General features: G+C 73.0%; 15 protein-coding genes. 11 read left to right on the top strand and 4 right to left on the bottom strand.

Going from position 1 to position 18,093, the window contains the following annotated elements; all coding sequences use genetic code 11:
- Positions 1 to 344: 344 nt before the first annotated feature.
- The 4 genes from FHU30_RS26905 to bsaP all read left to right on the top strand — a co-directional run bounded on the left by FHU30_RS26905 (position 345) and on the right by bsaP (position 4,785).
- Complete coding sequence (locus FHU30_RS26905) at positions 345 to 1,763, top strand: HD-GYP domain-containing protein (protein ID WP_253879460.1); 1,419 nt, start codon at positions 345 to 347, stop codon at positions 1,761 to 1,763.
- Positions 1,760 to 3,130, top strand: a complete 1,371-nt coding sequence (locus FHU30_RS26900; protein ID WP_372503964.1) for an HD-GYP domain-containing protein — start codon at positions 1,760 to 1,762, stop codon at positions 3,128 to 3,130. The genes FHU30_RS26905 and FHU30_RS26900 overlap by 4 nt, the downstream gene beginning before the upstream one ends.
- 77 nt (positions 3,131 to 3,207) lie before the next feature.
- Complete coding sequence (locus FHU30_RS26895) at positions 3,208 to 4,554, top strand: acetyl-CoA carboxylase biotin carboxylase subunit (RefSeq protein WP_253879458.1); 1,347 nt, start codon at positions 3,208 to 3,210, stop codon at positions 4,552 to 4,554.
- Between the two features lie 39 nt (positions 4,555 to 4,593).
- Positions 4,594 to 4,785 (top strand): biotin synthase auxiliary protein BsaP, encoded by a 192-nt coding sequence (bsaP, locus tag FHU30_RS26890; RefSeq protein WP_253879457.1) that lies wholly within the window; start codon positions 4,594 to 4,596, stop codon positions 4,783 to 4,785.
- 15 nt (positions 4,786 to 4,800) lie between these two features.
- Here bsaP and FHU30_RS26885 read toward each other — a convergent pair whose 3' ends face one another.
- A complete protein-coding gene (locus tag FHU30_RS26885; protein ID WP_253879456.1) occupies positions 4,801 to 6,441 on the bottom strand; it encodes an acetolactate synthase in 1,641 nt (546 codons plus the stop codon).
- Positions 6,442 to 6,593: 152 nt separating this feature from the next.
- Here FHU30_RS26885 and FHU30_RS26880 point away from each other — a divergent pair, with 152 nt between their 5' ends.
- The 5 genes from FHU30_RS26880 to FHU30_RS26850 all read left to right on the top strand — a co-directional run bounded on the left by FHU30_RS26880 (position 6,594) and on the right by FHU30_RS26850 (position 14,318).
- Positions 6,594 to 8,288 carry a carotenoid oxygenase family protein gene (locus tag FHU30_RS26880; RefSeq protein ID WP_253879454.1) on the top strand — a complete coding sequence of 565 codons (1,695 nt, stop codon included), beginning with the start codon at positions 6,594 to 6,596 and terminating at the stop codon, positions 8,286 to 8,288.
- A gap of 323 nt (positions 8,289 to 8,611) precedes the next feature.
- Positions 8,612 to 10,201: a chitinase gene (locus FHU30_RS46345; RefSeq protein WP_301323642.1), complete on the top strand. Its 1,590-nt coding sequence runs from the start codon at positions 8,612 to 8,614 to the stop codon at positions 10,199 to 10,201.
- Between the two features lie 60 nt (positions 10,202 to 10,261).
- The gene (locus tag FHU30_RS26860; protein WP_253879452.1) at positions 10,262 to 11,134 is read left to right on the top strand and encodes a lytic polysaccharide monooxygenase auxiliary activity family 9 protein; all 873 of its coding nucleotides are present in this window, start codon (positions 10,262 to 10,264) and stop codon (positions 11,132 to 11,134) included.
- Positions 11,131 to 11,718 (top strand): DUF305 domain-containing protein, encoded by a 588-nt coding sequence (locus FHU30_RS26855; protein ID WP_253879450.1) that lies wholly within the window; start codon positions 11,131 to 11,133, stop codon positions 11,716 to 11,718. The genes FHU30_RS26860 and FHU30_RS26855 overlap by 4 nt, the downstream gene beginning before the upstream one ends.
- 5 nt (positions 11,719 to 11,723) lie before the next feature.
- Positions 11,724 to 14,318 (top strand): glycosyl hydrolase family 18 protein, encoded by a 2,595-nt coding sequence (locus FHU30_RS26850; protein ID WP_253879449.1) that lies wholly within the window; start codon positions 11,724 to 11,726, stop codon positions 14,316 to 14,318.
- 71 nt (positions 14,319 to 14,389) lie between these two features.
- Here the strand turns inward: FHU30_RS26850 and FHU30_RS26845 are convergent, their stop codons facing one another.
- On the bottom strand, positions 14,390 to 15,193 hold the full coding sequence (locus tag FHU30_RS26845; protein ID WP_253879448.1) for a hypothetical protein: 804 nt from the start codon (positions 15,191 to 15,193) through the stop codon (positions 14,390 to 14,392).
- A gap of 180 nt (positions 15,194 to 15,373) precedes the next feature.
- Here FHU30_RS26845 and bioD point away from each other — a divergent pair, with 180 nt between their 5' ends.
- Together bioD and bioB are read left to right on the top strand one after the other, a co-directional pair.
- Positions 15,374 to 16,105: a dethiobiotin synthase gene (gene bioD, locus FHU30_RS26840; RefSeq protein WP_253879446.1), complete on the top strand. Its 732-nt coding sequence runs from the start codon at positions 15,374 to 15,376 to the stop codon at positions 16,103 to 16,105.
- Entirely contained in the window at positions 16,102 to 17,097 is a 996-nt protein-coding gene (bioB, locus tag FHU30_RS26835; RefSeq protein WP_253879442.1) for a biotin synthase BioB, read from the top strand. Before bioD ends, bioB begins: the two co-directional genes overlap by 4 nt.
- Before the next feature lie 37 nt (positions 17,098 to 17,134).
- On the opposite strand, the gene FHU30_RS26830 is transcribed toward bioB, so the two are convergent.
- Positions 17,135 to 17,794 (bottom strand): Uma2 family endonuclease, encoded by a 660-nt coding sequence (locus FHU30_RS26830; RefSeq protein ID WP_253879441.1) that lies wholly within the window; start codon positions 17,792 to 17,794, stop codon positions 17,135 to 17,137.
- A 70-nt stretch (positions 17,795 to 17,864) separates the two neighbouring features.
- Positions 17,865 to 18,092, bottom strand: a complete 228-nt coding sequence (locus tag FHU30_RS26825; RefSeq protein ID WP_253879440.1) for a hypothetical protein — start codon at positions 18,090 to 18,092, stop codon at positions 17,865 to 17,867.
- Position 18,093 lies beyond the last annotated feature (1 nt).

Genomic DNA, 18,093 nt, shown 5'->3' with positions numbered 1-18,093 from the left:
GGTTAGGCTGGTGCCCGAAATCAGCGACGGGAGCACGTGCACGCCCGGGTAGGGACGGAGACGGGCTCGCCCCGGGCGGAGCCGGCCGCGGAAGCGGTCCGGACGGTCCCGGATGACGGGGGAGGCTTGCAAGCCATGTTCGCATCACCGCAGTGGACCGGTACCGGCCGTTCCGGGCATGCCGAGGTGTCGTCGCTGATGGTGCCCAAGGGCGTGTCCTGGGCCTAGGGGCGCGGCCGCGTCCCCGGGCCGGGCGGCGCCCGCGTACCGTCGAGGGGGGACGGCCCCCTCGCAGGCCTCCGCCCCCGCAGGGGCGGGGGCGTCGACTCCCGGAGGGGGCGGCATTGCGTGGACTACCTCTGGCTGCCTGGGCGTACGTCTGCGGTGTGGTGGCCCTCGCGGTCGGGCTCATCGGCACGGCGTCGTACGCGGAGGTGGACTGGCGGACGCTGGCCGTGCTGGCCGTGCTGTTCCTGGTCTGCGACTCCGCGCCCGCGCGGCTGAACGTCTCCAGCGCCAAGGTCTCGCTCAGCTTCGCCGCCAGCCTGGCCTCGGTCGTGCTCGTCGGCGCGGCCGGCGCGGCGCTGCTCGGCGGCTGCGCGCTGGTCACCGGCCAGCGCTTCTTCGCGCCGGAGAAGCGGCTGTTCAACGGCGCGCAGTTCGCGCTCAGCGGCTTCACCGCCGGGACGGTCTTCGAGCTGCTCGGCGGGCACCGCTTCGAGCCGCAGCAGGCGCAGTGGGCCGAGCACGTCATCGGGCCGTTCCTCGGCGCCCTCGTCACCTTCGTCTTCGTCAACATGGCGCTGACCGCCGGGATCCTGGTGCTGTCCCGCCAGGCCGCGCCGCGCGAGCTGGCGCGCGAGTCCGGCACGGTCGTGGTCGGGTTCCTCGGCTACGGCATGTTCGGGCTGCTCATCGCCGGGCTGTGGCCGCGGGTCGGGCCGTTCGCGGCGGTGCTGGTGCTGCTGCCGCTGTTCATCGCGCGGTGGGCCTTCGAGCAGGCGCACGACCAGCGGCAGGCGCACGCGGCGACGCTCGCTGCGCTCTGCCAGGCGGTCGAGACCAAGGACTACTACACCCGCGGGCACTCCGAGCGGGTGTCCCGCGGCTCGGTGATGATCGCGCAGGAGATCGGGATGCGGCCGGACCGGGTCGAGGCGATCCGGTACGCCGGGATGCTGCACGACGTCGGCAAGCTCGGCGTCCCGACCAAGGTGCTGCGCAAGTCCGGCAAGCTCACCGAGGAGGAGTTCGCGGCCGTGCAGCTGCACCCGATGCGCGGGCTGGAGATCGTCCGGGAGATCGGGTTCCTGGACGAGGCGCTCGCCGGGATCATGCACCACCACGAGAAGGTGAACGGCCGCGGCTACCCGATGGGCCTCGCCGGGGACGAGATCCCCGAGTTCGCCCGGGTGATCTCGGTGGCGGACGCGTTCGACTCGATGACCTCCACCCGGTCCTACCGGGCCGCGCGCAGCATCGAGGAGGCCGTCGCCGAGCTGCGCCGGGGCATGGACGACCACTTCGACCCGCTCATGGTCGAGGCGTTCCTGCGCGCGCTGGACCGGGACGGCTGGGAGCCGCCCGACGCCGCGCCGCCCCCGGACGACGACGTGGTGGAGACCACCCAGCAGGACCACGACGACCCGAGCGCCCCGATCCGCGTCGAGGGCGACGAGCGCGTCCCCCGCCAGGAGAGCGCCGAGAACGCCGCGCGGACGGAACGGCCGGGGGCGGCCGGGGACGGGGCGTGGCGGCGGTGAGCGCGCCCTCCCGCGGCGCGGCCCCGCAGGCGGCCCGGCAGCCGGTGGCGCGGCCGGCCTGGCAGGCGGTGGACGCGGGCCAGCTGCTGCTGGTCTCGGCGGCGGTGCTGCTGGTGATCGGCGCGGTGACGCAGGTCGCCGCGTCCGGGCTGCGGCAGTCGAACGTCGCGGTGGTGTTCGGCGTGCTGATCGCGCTCGGCGAGCTGTTCCGCATGGTGATGCCCGGCAACCGGGAGGTCGCGCCGATCGCGTCCGCCGGGGCGGTCGGGTACGCGCTGCTCGTCGGGGTCGGCCCGCGCGGGGCGCCCAAGGACGCGCCGTTCGGCGGCGTCCCGGCGACGCACTCGGCGTTCCAGGTGGTCGCGGTGACGGCGGTCGCCGCGCTGCTCGGCTCGCTGCCGCACCTGGCGGTGGGGCGCCCGCCGCGTCCGGACGCGGTGTCGCGGCGGCTGATCTCGGTCGCGGTGGTGGCACTGTGCTTCCGGCCGCTGCTCGCGCTGCACCTCGGCTGGCGGCTGCTGCTGGTCGTGATGGTGATCGCGGTGGTGCTGGCCTGCGCGGTCGACCTCGGGCTGGCCGCGCTGATCCGCGCGGAGGCGGTCCGGGCGCGGTTCGGCATCGCCGTCCGGGACGAGTTCAACGCCAAGGTCGGGCTGTGCGCGGCGACCGGCGCGACGGCGATGCTGATCGCGGTCGCGACGACGGCGCTGGGCCCGGTGGCGCTGGCGGTGTTCACCGCGCCGATCCTGGTCACGCAGGTCGCGTTCCGCCGCTACTCGGGCATCCGCGCGACCTACCTCCAGACCGTCCGGGCGCTGTCGCGGGTGACCGAGGTCGGCGGGTACGTGGAGCGCGACCACTCGCGGCGGGTGTCGCGGCTGGCGGTCGCGATGGGCCGCGAGCTGGGCATGTCCGAGAGCGAGCTGCTGGAGCTGGAGTACGCGGCGCTGATGCACGACATCGGCCAGCTGTCGCTCGGCGACCCGATCCCGGGCGGCGCGACCGTGCTGGCCTCGCCGGGCGAGCAGCGCCGGATCGCCCGGCTGGGCGCGGGCGTGATCGAGCAGACCGGCGTGCTGGACGGGGTGGCGAAGATCGTCCGGCTGTCGTCCGACCCGTACCGGGCCCCGGCGGCGCCGCCGTCGGACGGGCGGGTCGAGACCGACCGGCAGCTGCCGCCGGGCCCGCCGCTCGCCAGCCGCATCATCAAGGTCGCCAACGCCTACGACGACCTGGTGGGCGACTCCAACGACCGGGACCGCGGCGCGGCGGTGCTGGAGCGGCTGCGGCTCGACTCGGCCGCCGAGTACGACCCGTCGGTGGTGGAGGCCCTGAGCCGCGTGGTGGACCGGCGCCCGCGCACCTAGCCGTTAGGTTGGGAAGCCGGCCGCGGGTTCGGAACACGCCCGCGGTCCGGAACCGACCATGAAGGGTGTGTCCGCTCGTGTTCGAATCGGTCCTGGTGGCCAACCGCGGCGAGATCGCGAGCCGCGTCGTGCACACGGTGCGCGGGCTCGGCCTCAAGGCGATCGCCGTCTACTCCGAGGCCGACGCCGACCTGCCGTTCGTGCACGAGGCGGACGAGGCGGTCCTGATCGGCCCTCCCATCCCGGCGCAGAGCTACCTGGACGCGCCCGCCGTGCTGGAGGCGGCCCGGCGGCACAACGCCCGGGCCGTCCACCCCGGGTACGGGTTCCTGGCGGAGAACGCCGACTTCGCGCGCGCCGTCCAGGCCGCCGGTCCGGCCTGGGTCGGCCCGCCGCCGCTGGCGATCGCGCGGCTCGGCGACAAGATCAACGCGCGGAACCTGATGAAGGAGGCGGGCGTCCCGGTCGCGCCGGGCGTCTGGGAGCCGGTCCCGGACACCGAGACCGCGGTCGAGGAGGCCGCCCGGATCGGCTACCCGGTGATGGTGAAGGCCGCGGCCGGGGGCGGCGGCATCGGCATGGGCGTCGCGCACGACGAGGCGCGGCTGCGCGCGGTGTACCCGGCGGCGCGGTCCCGCGCGGAGATGTTCTTCACCAGCACCGACGTGCTGCTGGAGCGGTACGTGCGCGGCGCGCGGCACGTCGAGGTGCAGGTGCTCGGGCTGCCGGACGGCTCGGTCGTCGCGCTCGGCGACCGGGAGTGCTCGGTCCAGCGCCGGTTCCAGAAGATCGTCGAGGAGGGGCCGGCGCCGGGGCTGCCGGCGGCGCTCCGGGCGCGCCTCTACGCGGCGGCGGTCCGGGCGGGCGAGGCGGTCGGCTACCGCGGCGCGGGCACGGTCGAGTTCCTGATCGACCCGGCGTCCGGCGAGTTCTCCTTCGTGGAGATGAACGCGCGGCTCCAGGTCGAGCACACCGTGACCGAGGCGCTGACCGGGCTCGACCTGGTCGAGCAGCAGCTGCGGATCGCGGCGGGCGAGCAGGTGTCGTTCGACGGCGTCCAGTCCCGCGGGCACGCGATCGAGCTGCGGGTGTACGCCGAGGACCCGTTCCGGTTCGTCCCGCGGCCGGGCCGGATCAAGGTGTGGGAGGAGCCGGTCGGACCGGGCATCCGGATCGACGCCGGGTACGCCGAGGGCAACATGGTCACGCCCTACTACGACCCGCTGCTCGCGAAGCTCGTCGTCCACGCCGACACGCGCGAGGCGGCGCTGGAGCGGGCCCGCGCGGCGGTCGCGGCGTTCCGGATCGAGGGGACGCTGACCACGAACCTGCCGTTCCTGGCCGAGCTGCTGAAGAACCCGGAGTTCGCGTCCGGCGCCTACGACACCGGCCTCGTCGCGCGCATGCGTCCCGCGTCGAACTGACGGATCGATAATCGGGCGCGTGGCGGTACGGTGCATCTCGTGGAGAGCGATGCCTACTGCGACCGCTGCGGGGACGAGCTGGCCGGCGGCGACCATGCCGCGTGCCAGGCGGCCCGCGCCCTCGAACCGCCGCGCTACTGCGGCCGCTGCCGCCGCCGGATGGTCGTCCAGGTGACCCCCGCGGGCTGGACGGCCCGCTGCGTCGAGCACGGCAGCCTCAGCTCGGCCTAGCCGGGGCCCGGCCGGTCAGACGCCGGTGGTGGCCCGCGGGTAGGCGATGCCGGGGTCGGTCACGACGTTGACCAGGTACGGGACGTTCGCGGCGAAGGCACGGCGCAGGGCTCCGGCGAGGTCGGCGGGACGGGTGACGGTCTCGCCCGCGCCGCCGAGCGCGCGCACGACCTCGTCGTACCGGCAGCCGGGCTGGAGGTCGGCGGCGACGTCGTAGCCGTACAGGGCGCGCATCGGGTGCTTCTCCAGGCCCCACGCGCCGTTGTTGCCGACGATGATCACGACGGGCAGCCGGTGCCGGACGAGCGTGTCGGCGTCCATCAGCGAGAGCCCGGCCGCGCCGTCCCCGAGCAGTAGCACGACCTGCGCGGACGGGCGCGCGATCCGCGCGGCCATGGCGTAGCCGAGGCCGGTGCCGAGGCAGCCGTACGGGCCCGGGTCGAGCCAGGTGCCGGGGCGCTTCGGCTCGACGTACCGGCCCGCGTACGAGACGAAGTCGCCGCCGTCGCCGATGACCACGGCGTCGTCGTCCAGCACGCGGTTCAGCTCGCCGTACACGCGCAGCGGGTGGATCGGGTCGGCGCCGGAGTGCAGGAGCGGGCCGTCGGCGGCGGAGGCGGCGCGGACGGCGTCGCGGAGCCGGGCGAGCCAGTCCGGGTCGGTCTTGAAGCGGGGGAGCGCGGCGAAGACGGCGGACAGGTCGCCCGCGACGCCGGTCGCGTCCAGGTGCGCGGCGAGCGCGGACGGCGCGTCCGCGAGGTGCACGACGCGGGCGTCGCCGAACACGCCGTAGCCGAGCCGGAAGTCCAGCGGCGTGCCCGCGACGATCACCAGGTCGGCCTCGGTGAACGCGGTCCGCCGGGCGCGGGTGACCAGCAGGTCGTGCCCGCCGGGCAGCACGCCCCGGCCCTGCCCGTTCGCGACGACCGGGACGCGGACCTCCTCGGCGAAGGCGCGGGCCGCGTGCTCCGCGCCGTCCGTCCAGACGCCGGAGCCGATCACCAGGACGGGCCGCCGCGCGCTCTGCAGGACCGGCGCCAGATCGTCCAGCGGCGGGACGCCGGCCGGGCGCGGCGGACGGTCCGGACGGGCCGCCTGCGGGACGGCCGGGGCGAACAGGTGGTCCATGTGGATGTCGAGGAACACCGGCCCGCGGTGCGGGGCGAGCGCGGTGTCGAAGGCGCGCGTGACGTCGGCGTCCAGGGTGCCCGGGCCGGACGCGGTGCCCGCGGACTTGGTGATCGGCGCGACGAGCGGCGGGTGGTCGAGCTCCTGGAGCGCGCCGGAGCCCCAGCGGGAGGCGGGCGCGCGCCCGCCGAGCACGACGAGCGGGGAGCCGTTGAAGTGCGCGGTCGCGATCGCGCTGACGCCGTTGGTGACGCCCGGCCCGGCGGTGAGGACGGCGAGCCCGGCCCGGCGGGTGAGGCGCGCGGTCGCCTCGGCGGCGAACACCGCGGACTGCTCGTGCCGGACGTCCACGATCCGGGTGCCCGTCCGGACGGCCGCGTCGTACAGCGGGAAGACGTGCCCGCCCGAGAGGGTGAACATGGTCTCGACGCCGAAGCGCAGCGCGGCCGTGAGCGCGGTGTCGCCGCCGTGCCGCAGGCCGCCGCCGTGCCGCTCGTCCGGACCGCCGCCGTTCTCCGCACCGTCCATCTACGGACGTTAACAAGCGCTTTCTTGCCTGACCAGGCCCGACGCGCACCGAGTGCCAAAGGCCCGGCGCGGCTTTAGTAGTTAGGGCCTTGACGACGGCCGTGCCGGGCGGCTTGATTGGACGGGACAGGGAACCGGAGGGAGCCGCCGCGATGCCGATACCCCGTTCGATCCTCACCAAGGACGACCCTGCCGATCTCGACCTGGAGCTGGTCGCCGGCGCCTGGCCGGACGACCTGACCGGGCACTTCGTCGTCAGCTCGTCCGACCAGCGCACGCACCCGGTGCACGCGTTCTTCGGGGACGGGGTGGTCGCCCGGCTCGCGCTGCGCCCCGGCACGGACGGCGCGCCGCCGGGCCGGTTCGCGTGGCGGTCGCGGGTGACCGACACGCCGTCGGTCCGGCTCCGCCGCAGGCGCCCGGACCTGTTCCTGCCCGGCCCGGTCGGGACCAGCTCGCCGTGGGGGTTCGTGAACTGCGCGAACACCGCGCCGCTGCCGTGGGGCGACCGGCTGTTCACCGCCTGGGACGCGGGCCGCCCGGTCGAGGTGGACCCGGTCACGCTCGGCTTCGTCGCCGAGGTCGGGCACCGCGACGGCTGGAAGCCGACGATCGACCAGGCCGTCCTGCCGCTGGTGGCGTCGTCGGCGCACCCGGTCGTCGACCCGGACCGCGACTGCCTCTGGACGGTCAGCCGCGACGTGATGACCGGCGCCGTGTCGGTCGTCCGGTACGACGGGCACGGCCGGAACGTCCGCCGCTGGGAGGTCGAGGGCGCGGCGCTGCCGCAGGCCACGCACACCATCGCGCAGACGCGGGACTGGCTCGTCCTCGCCGACACGGCCTACAAGGTGGACGTCCAGGAGATCTTCGGGGCGGACCGGACCGTCGCCAACAATCCGGACGGCCCGGTCCTGCTGATCCGCAAGGACGACCTGGACGCGTCCCGGACGACCGTCGGCTGCCGCGAGTTCCGCATCGCGCCCGAGGTGAACCACTTCTACGCCCGCTACGACGACTCCGGCGGCCAGGTCGAGATCGTCATGGAGCACACGCCGGGCGTCGACATCGGCATGTACCTGCGCGAGGACGACCTCGACCTGCTCGGGCGCCCGATCGACCCGGCGCTGCGCGGCATGTACTGCCACGGCATGACGCCCGCGCTCACCACCGTGCTCCGCTTCGACCCCGAGACCGGACGCGTCGCCGAGCGGGCCCGCGCGTACGACCCGTCCCGGTGGTGGCAGGCGGAGCTGTCGGCGATCGACTGGAGCCGCGAGGGCCTCGCGGACCCGACCCGGCACCACCTGCTGTTCGCGGGCTTCCACCCTGAGGCGATCAACCAGCGGGCGCTGCGCAACTACGGCGACCGGATCGACCGGTCGCTGTTCCCGGCCGAGGAGACGCCCGCCGTCCTCGCCAGCCTCGACCGCGGCGACCTCAAACCGCTGTCGGAGTGGACGTTCGCGCTGGACGACTACCCGACCTCGCCCTCGTTCGTCCCGCGCGGGCTCGGCGCGCCGGGCCGCAGCACCTACGCCGGGGCCGACCCGGGCGGCCACGACGGCTACCTGGTCGTCGCCGTGCACAACGACGACCGCTTCCGGATCGAGGTGTTCGACGCGGCGGACGTCGCGCGCGGCCCGATCGCCGTGCTCGCCCCGCCGCGCGGGACCGTCCTGCCCTTCCTGATCCACTCGGCGTGGATGCCGCGCGCCGTGCCCGCCCCGTCCGACGTGGAGCGGCACCGCTTCTCCGACGACCTGGACGCCCGCCTGGACACCCTCGAACCCGAGCTGGCCGCCGTCGCCCGCGAGGTCGCCGCCGAACTGGACGAGCCCGGCTAGCCCGGGTCCTTTGCACGATCCGGGCCGCCGTGCGTTGAGCGGCCTGCGCCGCCGCCTTGAGCGATCAAGCCAAGGCGGCGGCGTTCGTCTTGGCGGAAGATGCCAAAGTTCGCCGGGCCGCCGAGCTGGTTCGGTGCCTTAACTGGGGTGGTCGCCGGGCGGCGCGGCGGCCGCTTCCGGCGGGGCTTGCCGGGCGGCGGACGGCTGGTTACGGTGCGGCTTAATTGAAAAGAAACTTTCCTAACTGATCAGTAGTAGCGCCATCGGGGTTCGGGGATCGGGGTTCCACGTCCGTCCGTCGTCACCGTGCCTCTGGAGTCGCGTTGCGCTCTCTCGTCCGCTCCCTCGCCGCCGTCGCGGCACTCGTCGCCGCCCTGCTCGTGCCGCTCGCCGCGTCCCCGGCGTCCCCGGCGCGCGCGGACGGCACGCCGACCGCCACCTTCACGAAGGTCTCCGACTGGGGATCGGGGTGGCAGGGCCAGTTCACGCTCAGCAACGGGTCGTCCCAGGCGGTCAACGGCTGGAAGGTCGCGTTCGACCTGCCCTCGGGCACGACCGTCGGCTCGTACTGGGACGCCCTGCTCACCTCGTCCCCGCCCCACTACACCTTCACCAACCGGGACTACAACGCGTCCATCCCGCCCGGCGGGACGGTCACGTTCGGCTTCCTCGGCTCGGGCTCCGGCGCGCCGTCGAACTGCACGCTGAACGGCGCGTCCTGCTCCGGCGGGACGACCCCGCCCGGCGGCGGCGTCGGCGCGCCCGGTACGCCGACCGTGAGTGCCCGCACCGACACGTCCCTCACCCTGACCTGGACGGCCGGCACCGGCACCCCGACCGGCTACCGCGTCTATGAGGGGACGGCCGTCAAGGCCACCGTCACCGGCACGTCCGCGACGCTGTCCGGCCTCACCGCCTGCTCGACGCACACCTACACGGTCAAGGCGTACGACGCGAACGGCGAGTCCCCGGCGAGCGCGTCCGTCACCGGCACGACCACCGGATGCGCGACCGGTCCGCTGCCCAAGCACTTCCTCACCGGCTACTGGCAGGACTTCGTCAACTCCGCCAAACCGCTCAAGCTGGCCGACGTCCCGAGCGAGTACGACCTGATCGCCGTCGCGTTCGGGGACGCCACGAGCAAGCCGGGCGAGGTCGCGTTCAGCCTCGACCCCGGCCTGTCCAAGGCGGTCGGCGGCTACACCGACGCCCAGTTCAAGGCCGACATCGCCGCCCTGCACGCCAAGGGCAGGAGGGTGATCCTCTCGGTCGGCGGGCAGAACGGGACGGTCCAGGTCAGCGACTCCTCGTCGGCGGGCAACTTCGCGACGAGCATGGGGAACCTGATCTCGTCCTACGGGTTCGACGGCGTCGACATCGACCTGGAGAACGGCGTCAACCCGACCTACATGGAGCAGGCGCTGCGGTCGCTGCGCTCCGCCGCCGGCGCGAACCTGATCATCACGATGGCGCCGCAGACCATCGACATGCAGTCCACCGGCGCGTCCTACTTCCAGCTCGCGCTGAAGATCAAGGACATCCTCACCGTCGTCCACACCCAGTACTACAACTCCGGCTCCATGCTCGGCTGCGACCAGAAGGTGTACGGGCAGGGCTCGGTCGACTTCATGACCGCGCTCGCCTGCATCCAGCTGGAGAACGGGCTGCGGCCCGACCAGGTCGCGCTGGGCCTGCCCGCCGGGCCGGGCGCGGCGGGCGGCGGCATCGTCTCGCCGTCGCTGGTGAACGGCGCGCTCGACTGCCTCGCGCGCGGCACGAACTGCGGCTCGTTCAAGCCGCCGCACACCTACCCCGACATCCGCGGCGCGATGACCTGGTCCATCAACTGGGACGTCTCGGACGGCAACGGCTTCGCGAAGACCGTCCGGCCGCACCTCGACACGCTCCCGTAGCCGCCTCCCGGAAGAAGCTCCACCCCGAAAGACGCTCCCCACCCCGAAAGAAGGATGACCATGCGATCTGCCCACGCGAAGGTCGCTCTAGCGGTCGCCGCCGTCCCCGCGGCGTCCGTGGTCGCCGTGCTGGCGACCCCCGCCGCGCCCGCGAACGCGCACGGCACGCTGTCCGACCCGCCCAGCCGCGTCTTCGTCTGCAAGCAGGAGGGCCCGGAGAACCCGAAGTCCGACGCCTGCAAGGCCGCCGTCGCGGTCGCCGGAACCCAGCCGTTCTACGACTGGAACGAGGTGTCCCGGCTGGACGCGGGCGGACGGTCCCGGGAGATCATCCCGGACGGCCAGCTGTGCAGCGCCGGCCGCGCCAAGTACCGCGGCCTGGACCTCCAGCGCGCCGACTGGCCCGCCAAGGCCGTCCGGCCGGGGCCGCTGACCGTCACCTACTACGCCACCGCCCCGCACCAGGACAGCAACTTCGAGTTCTACATCACCCGGGACGGCTGGGACCCGACGCAGCCGCTCCGCTGGGGCGACCTCGTCCCGCTGGCCACGTTCCTCGACCAGCACCCGTCCACCTACACGCAGTGGACCCTGAACCTGCCGCAGCGCACCGGCCGCCACCTGCTCTACTCCATCTGGCAGCGGGTCGTCGGCAGCGACGAGGCGTTCTACACCTGCTCGGACGTGGACTTCGGCGGCTCCACCACGCCCACGCCGCCCCCGACCACCCCGCCTCCCACGACTCCGCCGACGACTCCGCCGCCCACCACGCCGCCCACGCAGACGCCCGGCGACACCTGGGCGGCCGGGAAGACCTACGCCACCGGTGACCAGGTCAGCTATGGCGGCGTCACCTACACCTGCCTTCAGGCCCACACCGCGATCGCGGGCTGGGAACCGCCCAACGCTCCGGCGCTGTGGCGGGCCGCGTGACGGTCCGGTGGGCCGTCCTCGCCGTGGCCGCCGCGTGCGCGCTGCTCCTGCTCGGACGATGCGGGTCTGCTGGTGGCCCCGCGTCGTCGGCGGCGGCGCGCGGCGGCCCCGGCTTCAACCCCACCGATGTGATGTTCCTGCAGATGATGGCGCCGCACGAGGGTCAGGGCGTGACCCTGGCCCGGCTCGCCGCCGGCCGCGGGCGGGCGGTGCGGCCGCAGGTCGCCCGGCTCGCCGCGGCGATCGCGAGCACGCAGCTCACCGAGGTCCGGGCGATGTCGGCGCGGCTGCGCGCCTGGCACCGCCCGGCGACCGCCGCGCCCGGCTCGCACGCCGCGCACGGCGGGCTGCCGGCGACCTCGCCCGCGGCCGTCCGGTCCGTCCAGCGCGCCGCGCCGGACGGCTTCGAGCGCGCCTTCCTCAACCTGCTCATCGCCCATCAGGACGACGCGGTCCAGATGGCCCGGATGGAGACCGCCCACGGCCAGGACGCCTGGGCGCGGTCGCTCGCCGCGACCATCGACCGCTCACGTTCGGCGGAGATCGCCGCGATGCTGGCGCTCCTCGACCCCCGAAGTAGGTGACGGCCATGCGCCGACTGCTCGCCGCCCTGATATCCGTGTTCGCCGCCGTGGCGCTGGCACTGACGCCCGCGCACGCGGCGGACGGACGCCTCACCGCCGCCTTCAGCCTGTCCGGGACGACCGGCAAGTACGTCGTCTCGAACCCGGGCACGACCGCCGTCTCCGGGTGGACGCTGGTGTTCGAGCTGCCGTCCGGGGTGACCGCGTCCAACCCGCAGAACGCGACGCTCACCCAGAACGGCACGAAGGTCACGCTCAAGCCCGCGTTCTACATCGCCACTGTCCAGCCCGGGAAGAACACCGAGCCGTACAGCCCGACGTTCAGCCTCAGCTCCGCCGTCCAGCCGACGTCGTGCCTGCTCAACGGCGCGAACTGCGACGGCTCGGGCGCGCCGCCGCCGACCCTGACCGGTGTCACCGCCGACTACTCGGTCAGCGGGACGACCGGCACGTTCGTGATCGCCAACCACGGCACGACCGCCGTGAACGGCTGGACGGTCGTGTTCACGCTGCCGTCCGGAGTGACGGCGAGCAACGCGAGCAACGGCTCGATCAGCCAGTCCGGGACGACCGTCACGCTCACTCCGGCTTACTACAACACGACGATCGCGGCCGGGAAGACCACCGATCCCTACAGCCCGACGTTCTCGCTCAGCTCGTCCGGGGCGTCGCCGACGTCCTGCCGGGTGAACGACGCCAACTGCGGCGGGACGCCCGACACGCCGCCGTCCGCGCCGACCGGGCTCAAGGTCGTCGTGAAGACCACCAAGTCCGTCACGCTCGCCTGGGACGCGGCGAAGGCCGGGAGCCTCCCGGTCTCCGCCTACGACGTCTACAACGGCTCGGCGCTCGCGACCACCGTGTCCGGGACGACGGCGACGATCGGCGGGCTCACCCCGAACACCGCCTACTCGTTCACCGTGAAGGCCAAGGACCGCAAGGGCGGCACGTCCCCGGCGAGCGCGCCCGTCTCGGTCACCACCAACAACCCCTCGGACGACACGACCCCGCCGTCCGTCCCCGGGAACCTGCACAGCACCGGCAAGGACGCGTCCAGCGTCAAGCTCGCCTGGGACGCCTCGACCGACAACACCGGCGTTGCGAACTACGACGTCCTCGTCAACGGCAAGACCGCCGCGACCGTCACCGGGACGAGCGCGACCGTGACCGGCCTGTCGCCGTCCACGACGTACTCGTTCACCGTCCTCGCCCGCGACCAGTACGACAACGTCTCCGCGCAGAGCGCGCCGATCCAGGTCACCACCAGCGACGTGGTCAGCGGCTACGCCCGCGTCGGCTACTTCGTCCAGTGGGGGATCTACGGGCGGCAGTACTTCGTCAAGAACCTCGACAGCACCGGCAACGCCGCGAAGCTCACCCACATCAACTACGCGTTCGGCAACATCGACCCGACCAACCTGACCTGCCTCGAAGGCGTCACCAAGGGCACCACGTCCGACCCGGAGGACCCGAGCCAGGGCGACGGCGCGGGCGACGCGGACGCCGACTACGCCCGTCCGATGTCGGCGGCGCAGTCGGTGGACGGCCAGGCCGACACCGGCTACGAGGCGCTGCGCGGCAACTTCAACCAGCTGAAGAAGCTCAAGGCCAAGTACCCGAACCTGAAGGTCCTGATGTCGATCGGCGGCTGGACCTACTCCAAGTACTTCTCCGACGTCGCCGCGACCGACGCGTCCCGGAAGAAGTTCGTCGCGTCCTGCCTCGACACCTACATCAAGGGCAACCTGCCGTCCTACAGCGGCGCGGGCGGCCCCGGCACCGCCGCCGGGATCTTCGACGGCATCGACGTCGACTGGGAGTGGCCCGGCGCGGACGGCCACCCCGGCAACCACGTCAGCCCCAACGACAAGGCGAACCTGACGCTGCTGCTCGCCGAGTTCCGCACCCAGCTCGACGCGCTCGGGCAGCAGACCGGCAAGCGCTACCTGCTCACCGCGTTCACGCCCGCCGACCCCGCGAAGATCACCGCGGGCTGGGACCTCACCGGCACCGCGAAGTCCCTCGACATCTTCAACGTCCAGGGCTACGACTTCCACGGCTCCGGCAGCGACAACTCGTGGGAGCCCAACCGGACCGGCCACGCCGGGAACCTCTACGCCGACACCAACGATCCCTACTCGTTCCACTTCAGCGTGGAGAACGCCGTCAACGCCTACCTCACCGCAGGCGTGAACCCGCGCAAGCTCACCATCGGCCTCGCCTATTACGGACGCGGCTGGCAGAGCGTCACCGACGGCGGCGTCCACGGCCAGTGGCAGGCCGCGCAGGGCGCCGCGCCCGGCCAGTTCCAGGAGGAGGCCGGGACGCGCGGCTACAGCAACCTGATCTCCAGCGTCCCGAACTGCACCGTCTACCACAACGAGCAGGCCGTGGCCACGTACTGCTTCACCGGCGACAAGGGCCAGTGGTGGTCCTTCGACGACCCGTGGTCGATCGGCAAGAAGACCGCGTGGCTCAAGAGCAAGGGCCTGCTCGGCGCGATGATCTGGGAGATGTCCGGCGACACCGGCACCCTGACCACCGCGCTCGACACCGGCCTGAACCAACCCAGCCTGAACCAGCCCGCCCTGAAGAAGTAGCGATCACCCGGAGTTCCCGCCCGGCCACCCACGTCCCCGGTGGCCGGGCGGGTTTCGTGTTCGTGAGGCGGCTAGGCGAGGTCGTCGCAGGACTTCTCGTCCGGGAGCAGCGGCCGGTACCGGACGCTGTAGACCTGGCCGCCGCTGGTGAACTGGCCGACCGGGGCCTTCTCCGCCAGGCCGCGGACGCGCGCCGCGTCCCCGCCGGAGTAGACCGTGCACAGCCCGCCGCCGACCTGCTTGCCCTTGGTGAGCGGCGCCAGCGGCCACGCGGGCGTGCTGGACGACGCGTGCTCACCCGTCCCGAGCGCGCTCACCGCGTACCGCTCCGGCACGTACGTGTCGGGCGGGGACTGCTGGTCGCTCTGCTTCCACTGCTCGGGATGCAGCTTGTTCCACAGCCGCGTGGCCGGGACGCTCTGCGCCTCGGGCTGGACGATCTCCGTCCGCGCCTTCCCCAGCCACATCACCAGGGTCATCGCGTCGGCGATCTGGCCGTGGGGACCGATCTTCCGGGGCTGCGCCAGCCCGGCCGCGGTCGCCTCGTCGAACAGCGCCCGGGCCGCCTGCGGCTTCAGGTGGTACCGCTTGAGCCGCCCCTTCGCCCGATCGCCGGGGACGATCGCCGTCCCGTCCGGGTACAGGGAGAACTCGGGGACGGTGAACGCGCCGCCCAGCCCGGCGATGCCGCCGGTCATCCGCCAGCGGAGCACCAGCCCGGCGCCATTGTCCGTCGAGGGGTCGCCGCCGGACGGAGCCTGGGTGGCGGAGGTGGAGTCGTGCACGCCGCCCGCCTTCGTGCCGCCGGTCTGGGATCCGCAGCCGATGAGCAGGGACGAGCCCACCAGCACCGCTGCCACGCCACGGGCCATCATGCCCGCCGATCGTACGGAGGGAACCGCCATGGAGGTTGGACGCCATGCCGCGCCGCCCGGTTCCGTCCGGAACGGGCCGTCCGGAACCCGGGCGCGGACGGCCCGGATACAAACCGGGTCGTCCAACACTGTGGGATTCCGCGAGCGATCGTCCAGGGACGTCGCGCTATCGTGCCGGACGTGAGCGTGCTCGTGGTGACCGGGACCTGCACCGGAGTCGGGAAGACGGTGGCGACCGCGGCGGTGGCGTCGCTGGCCGCCGCGCGCGGATCGTCCGTGGCCGTGGTCAAGCCCGCCCAGACCGGCGTCGGGCCGGACGAGGACGGCGACCTCGCCGAGATCGGACGCCTCGCGGGCGTGTCCGACCTGCACGAGTTCGCCCGGTTCCCCGACCCGCTGTCCCCGGCCGCCGCCGCCCGGCACGCCGGGATGCCGCCGGTCGACCTGCCGTCCGCCGTCGCCCGGGTCACGGGCCTGGCGGCCGAGCGCGAGCTGGTCCTGGTGGAGGGCGCGGGCGGGCTGCTCGTCCGCTACGACGACGAGGGCAACACGGTCGCCGACCTGGCCCGCTGGCTCGGCGCGTCCGTGCTGCTGGTCGTCCGGCCGGACCTCGGCACGCTCAACCACACCGCGCTCACCCTGGAGGCCATGGCGCACCGCGGCCTGAACCTCGCGGGCGTCGTGATCGGCTCCTGGCCGGACGCCCCGGACCTCGCCATGCGCAGCAACCTGCGCGACCTGGAGACGCTCGCCGCGCGCCCCCTCGCCGGGGCGCTGCCGGCCGGCGCGGGCGCGCTCGACCCCGCCGAGTTCCTGGTCGCCGCGCACCGCGGCCTCGCCCCGGTGTTCGGCGGCTCCTTCGACGCCGCCTCGTTCCGCGACACCCACGCCCCCACCAAGGAGAGCCCGTGACCGACATCCTCGACATCGCCCGGCGGCAGGTCCTCGACGAGGGCCGCGGCCTCGACGCGGCGCAGACGCTCCAGGTGCTGACCCTGCCGGACGACCGCGTCGCCGACGCGCTCGCCCTCGCGCACGAGGTGCGGATGCGCTGGTGCGGCCCCGAGGTGGAGGTCGAGGGCATCGTCTCGCTGAAGACCGGCGGCTGCCCCGAGGACTGCCACTTCTGCTCGCAGTCCGGCCAGTTCACCAGCCCCGTCCGGTCCGTCTGGCTGAACATCCCCGAGCTGGTCGAGGCCGCCAAGGAGACCGCGAAGACCGGCGCGACCGAGTTCTGCATCGTCGCCGCCGTCCGCGGCCCGGACGAGCGCCTGATGTCCCAGGTCCGGGACGGCGTGAAGGCGATCAACGACGCCGTCGAGATCAACATCGCCTGCTCGCTCGGCATGCTCACCCAGGACCAGGTGGACGAGCTGGCCGCGATGGGCGTGCACCGCTACAACCACAACCTGGAGACCGCCCGCTCCCACTTCCCGAACGTGGTCACCACCCACTCCTGGGAGGAGCGCTGGGACACCCTGCGCATGGTCAAGGAGGCGGGCATGGAGGTCTGCTGCGGCGGCATCGTCGGCATGGGCGAGACCGTCGAGCAGCGCGCCGAGTTCGCCGCCCAGCTCGCCGAGCTCGACCCCGACGAGGTCCCGCTGAACTTCCTGGCCCCGCGCCCGGGCACCCCGTTCGCCGGCTACCCCGTGGTCGAGGGCACCGAGGCCCTCAAGACCATCGCCGCCTTCCGGCTGGCCCTCCCGCGCACCATCCTGCGCTACGCCGGCGGCCGCGAGGTCACCCTCGGCGACCTCGGCACCCGCGACGGCATGCTCGGCGGCGTCAACGCCATCATCGTCGGCAACTACCTCACCACCCTGGGCCGCCCGGCGGAGCAGGACCTGGACCTCCTCACCGAACTCCAGATGCCCATCAAAGCCCTCTCCAAGACCCTCTGACCCGGTCTGATCCGGCTGGCGACGGCGGCTCTCGGTCCTACCAGGTAAACCAGGACGTGGTGTCGATCTGAAGGTCGAACGGGTCGGGGAGATGGACGGTCTGGCCGAATGCCCAGGACTCGTCGTGCAGGTATGCCGCCGCGCCCTCGTCCGGAATGGAGTACAGAGTCGTCCTTGCGACCTTGGGGTCGGCGTCCACCAGCAGGTAGTAGGGGATGCCGCTCGCGGCGTAGCTGTTCCACTTGCTGGGGACATGCTGCGGTTCGAGCGGCCTTCGGTCGGCTTCCGCATTGCCCGGTGAAGTGATCTCGACGACGAGCTCGATCTCGTCGGCGGAGAACCGCTTCGTTCTGGACTCGTGGACGGCTTTGAGGACGTCCGCCGAGAGGATCATGAGGTCGGGGACGCAGCCTCGGGCCGATGCGCCGAGCCCCAGGCCACTGCCCGCCTCCTTGGTCCAGGGGAAGTCCGAACGGAGGTGCTGCGCGAGGGCTACGGCGTCGCCGATGACGGTGACGATGCCGTTGTGAATGGGAGCGGCGGAGGGAGACGCGACGACCTTGCCTTCGACGACCTCGACGCGCCAGCCGTCGGGGATATGGACATAGTCCGCGAGTTCGTCGCGCATCCACAGGTCGAACACGGTCTCGGCGGGAACCAGCGGCTCCCTGTAGTCGACCGACATGGGGAGCTTCACGTTAGGCGACCTTTCGCTCACGGTGTGCTCCGGCCATCGTAGGGAACGTGTGTTCGCATCGTACCCGGAATCAAACGATTGGTCGCTGAGAGTGAAGGGTGACGGAGGCCGGGGGAGACACGACGATCTCACCTCCGATGATCTCGACACGAGTCCCGTCGTGCGGGAGGCGGAGAAAATCGTGCAGCTCCCCGCGTGCCCACATGTTGGCGGGCGTGTCGGGGAGCACGGCCTTGTGCGCGGGAACGTCCACGATGATCACGTTCAGCCACCCTTCGTTCGCGATGCGCTCCGTCATC

This window comes from Actinomadura rupiterrae (genome assembly GCF_024172125.1).
GTDB classification, from domain to species: domain Bacteria; phylum Actinomycetota; class Actinomycetes; order Streptosporangiales; family Streptosporangiaceae; genus Spirillospora; species Spirillospora rupiterrae.
The sequence above is the reverse complement of the archived record's forward strand: the minus strand, read 5'-3'. Positions and strand labels throughout refer to the sequence as shown.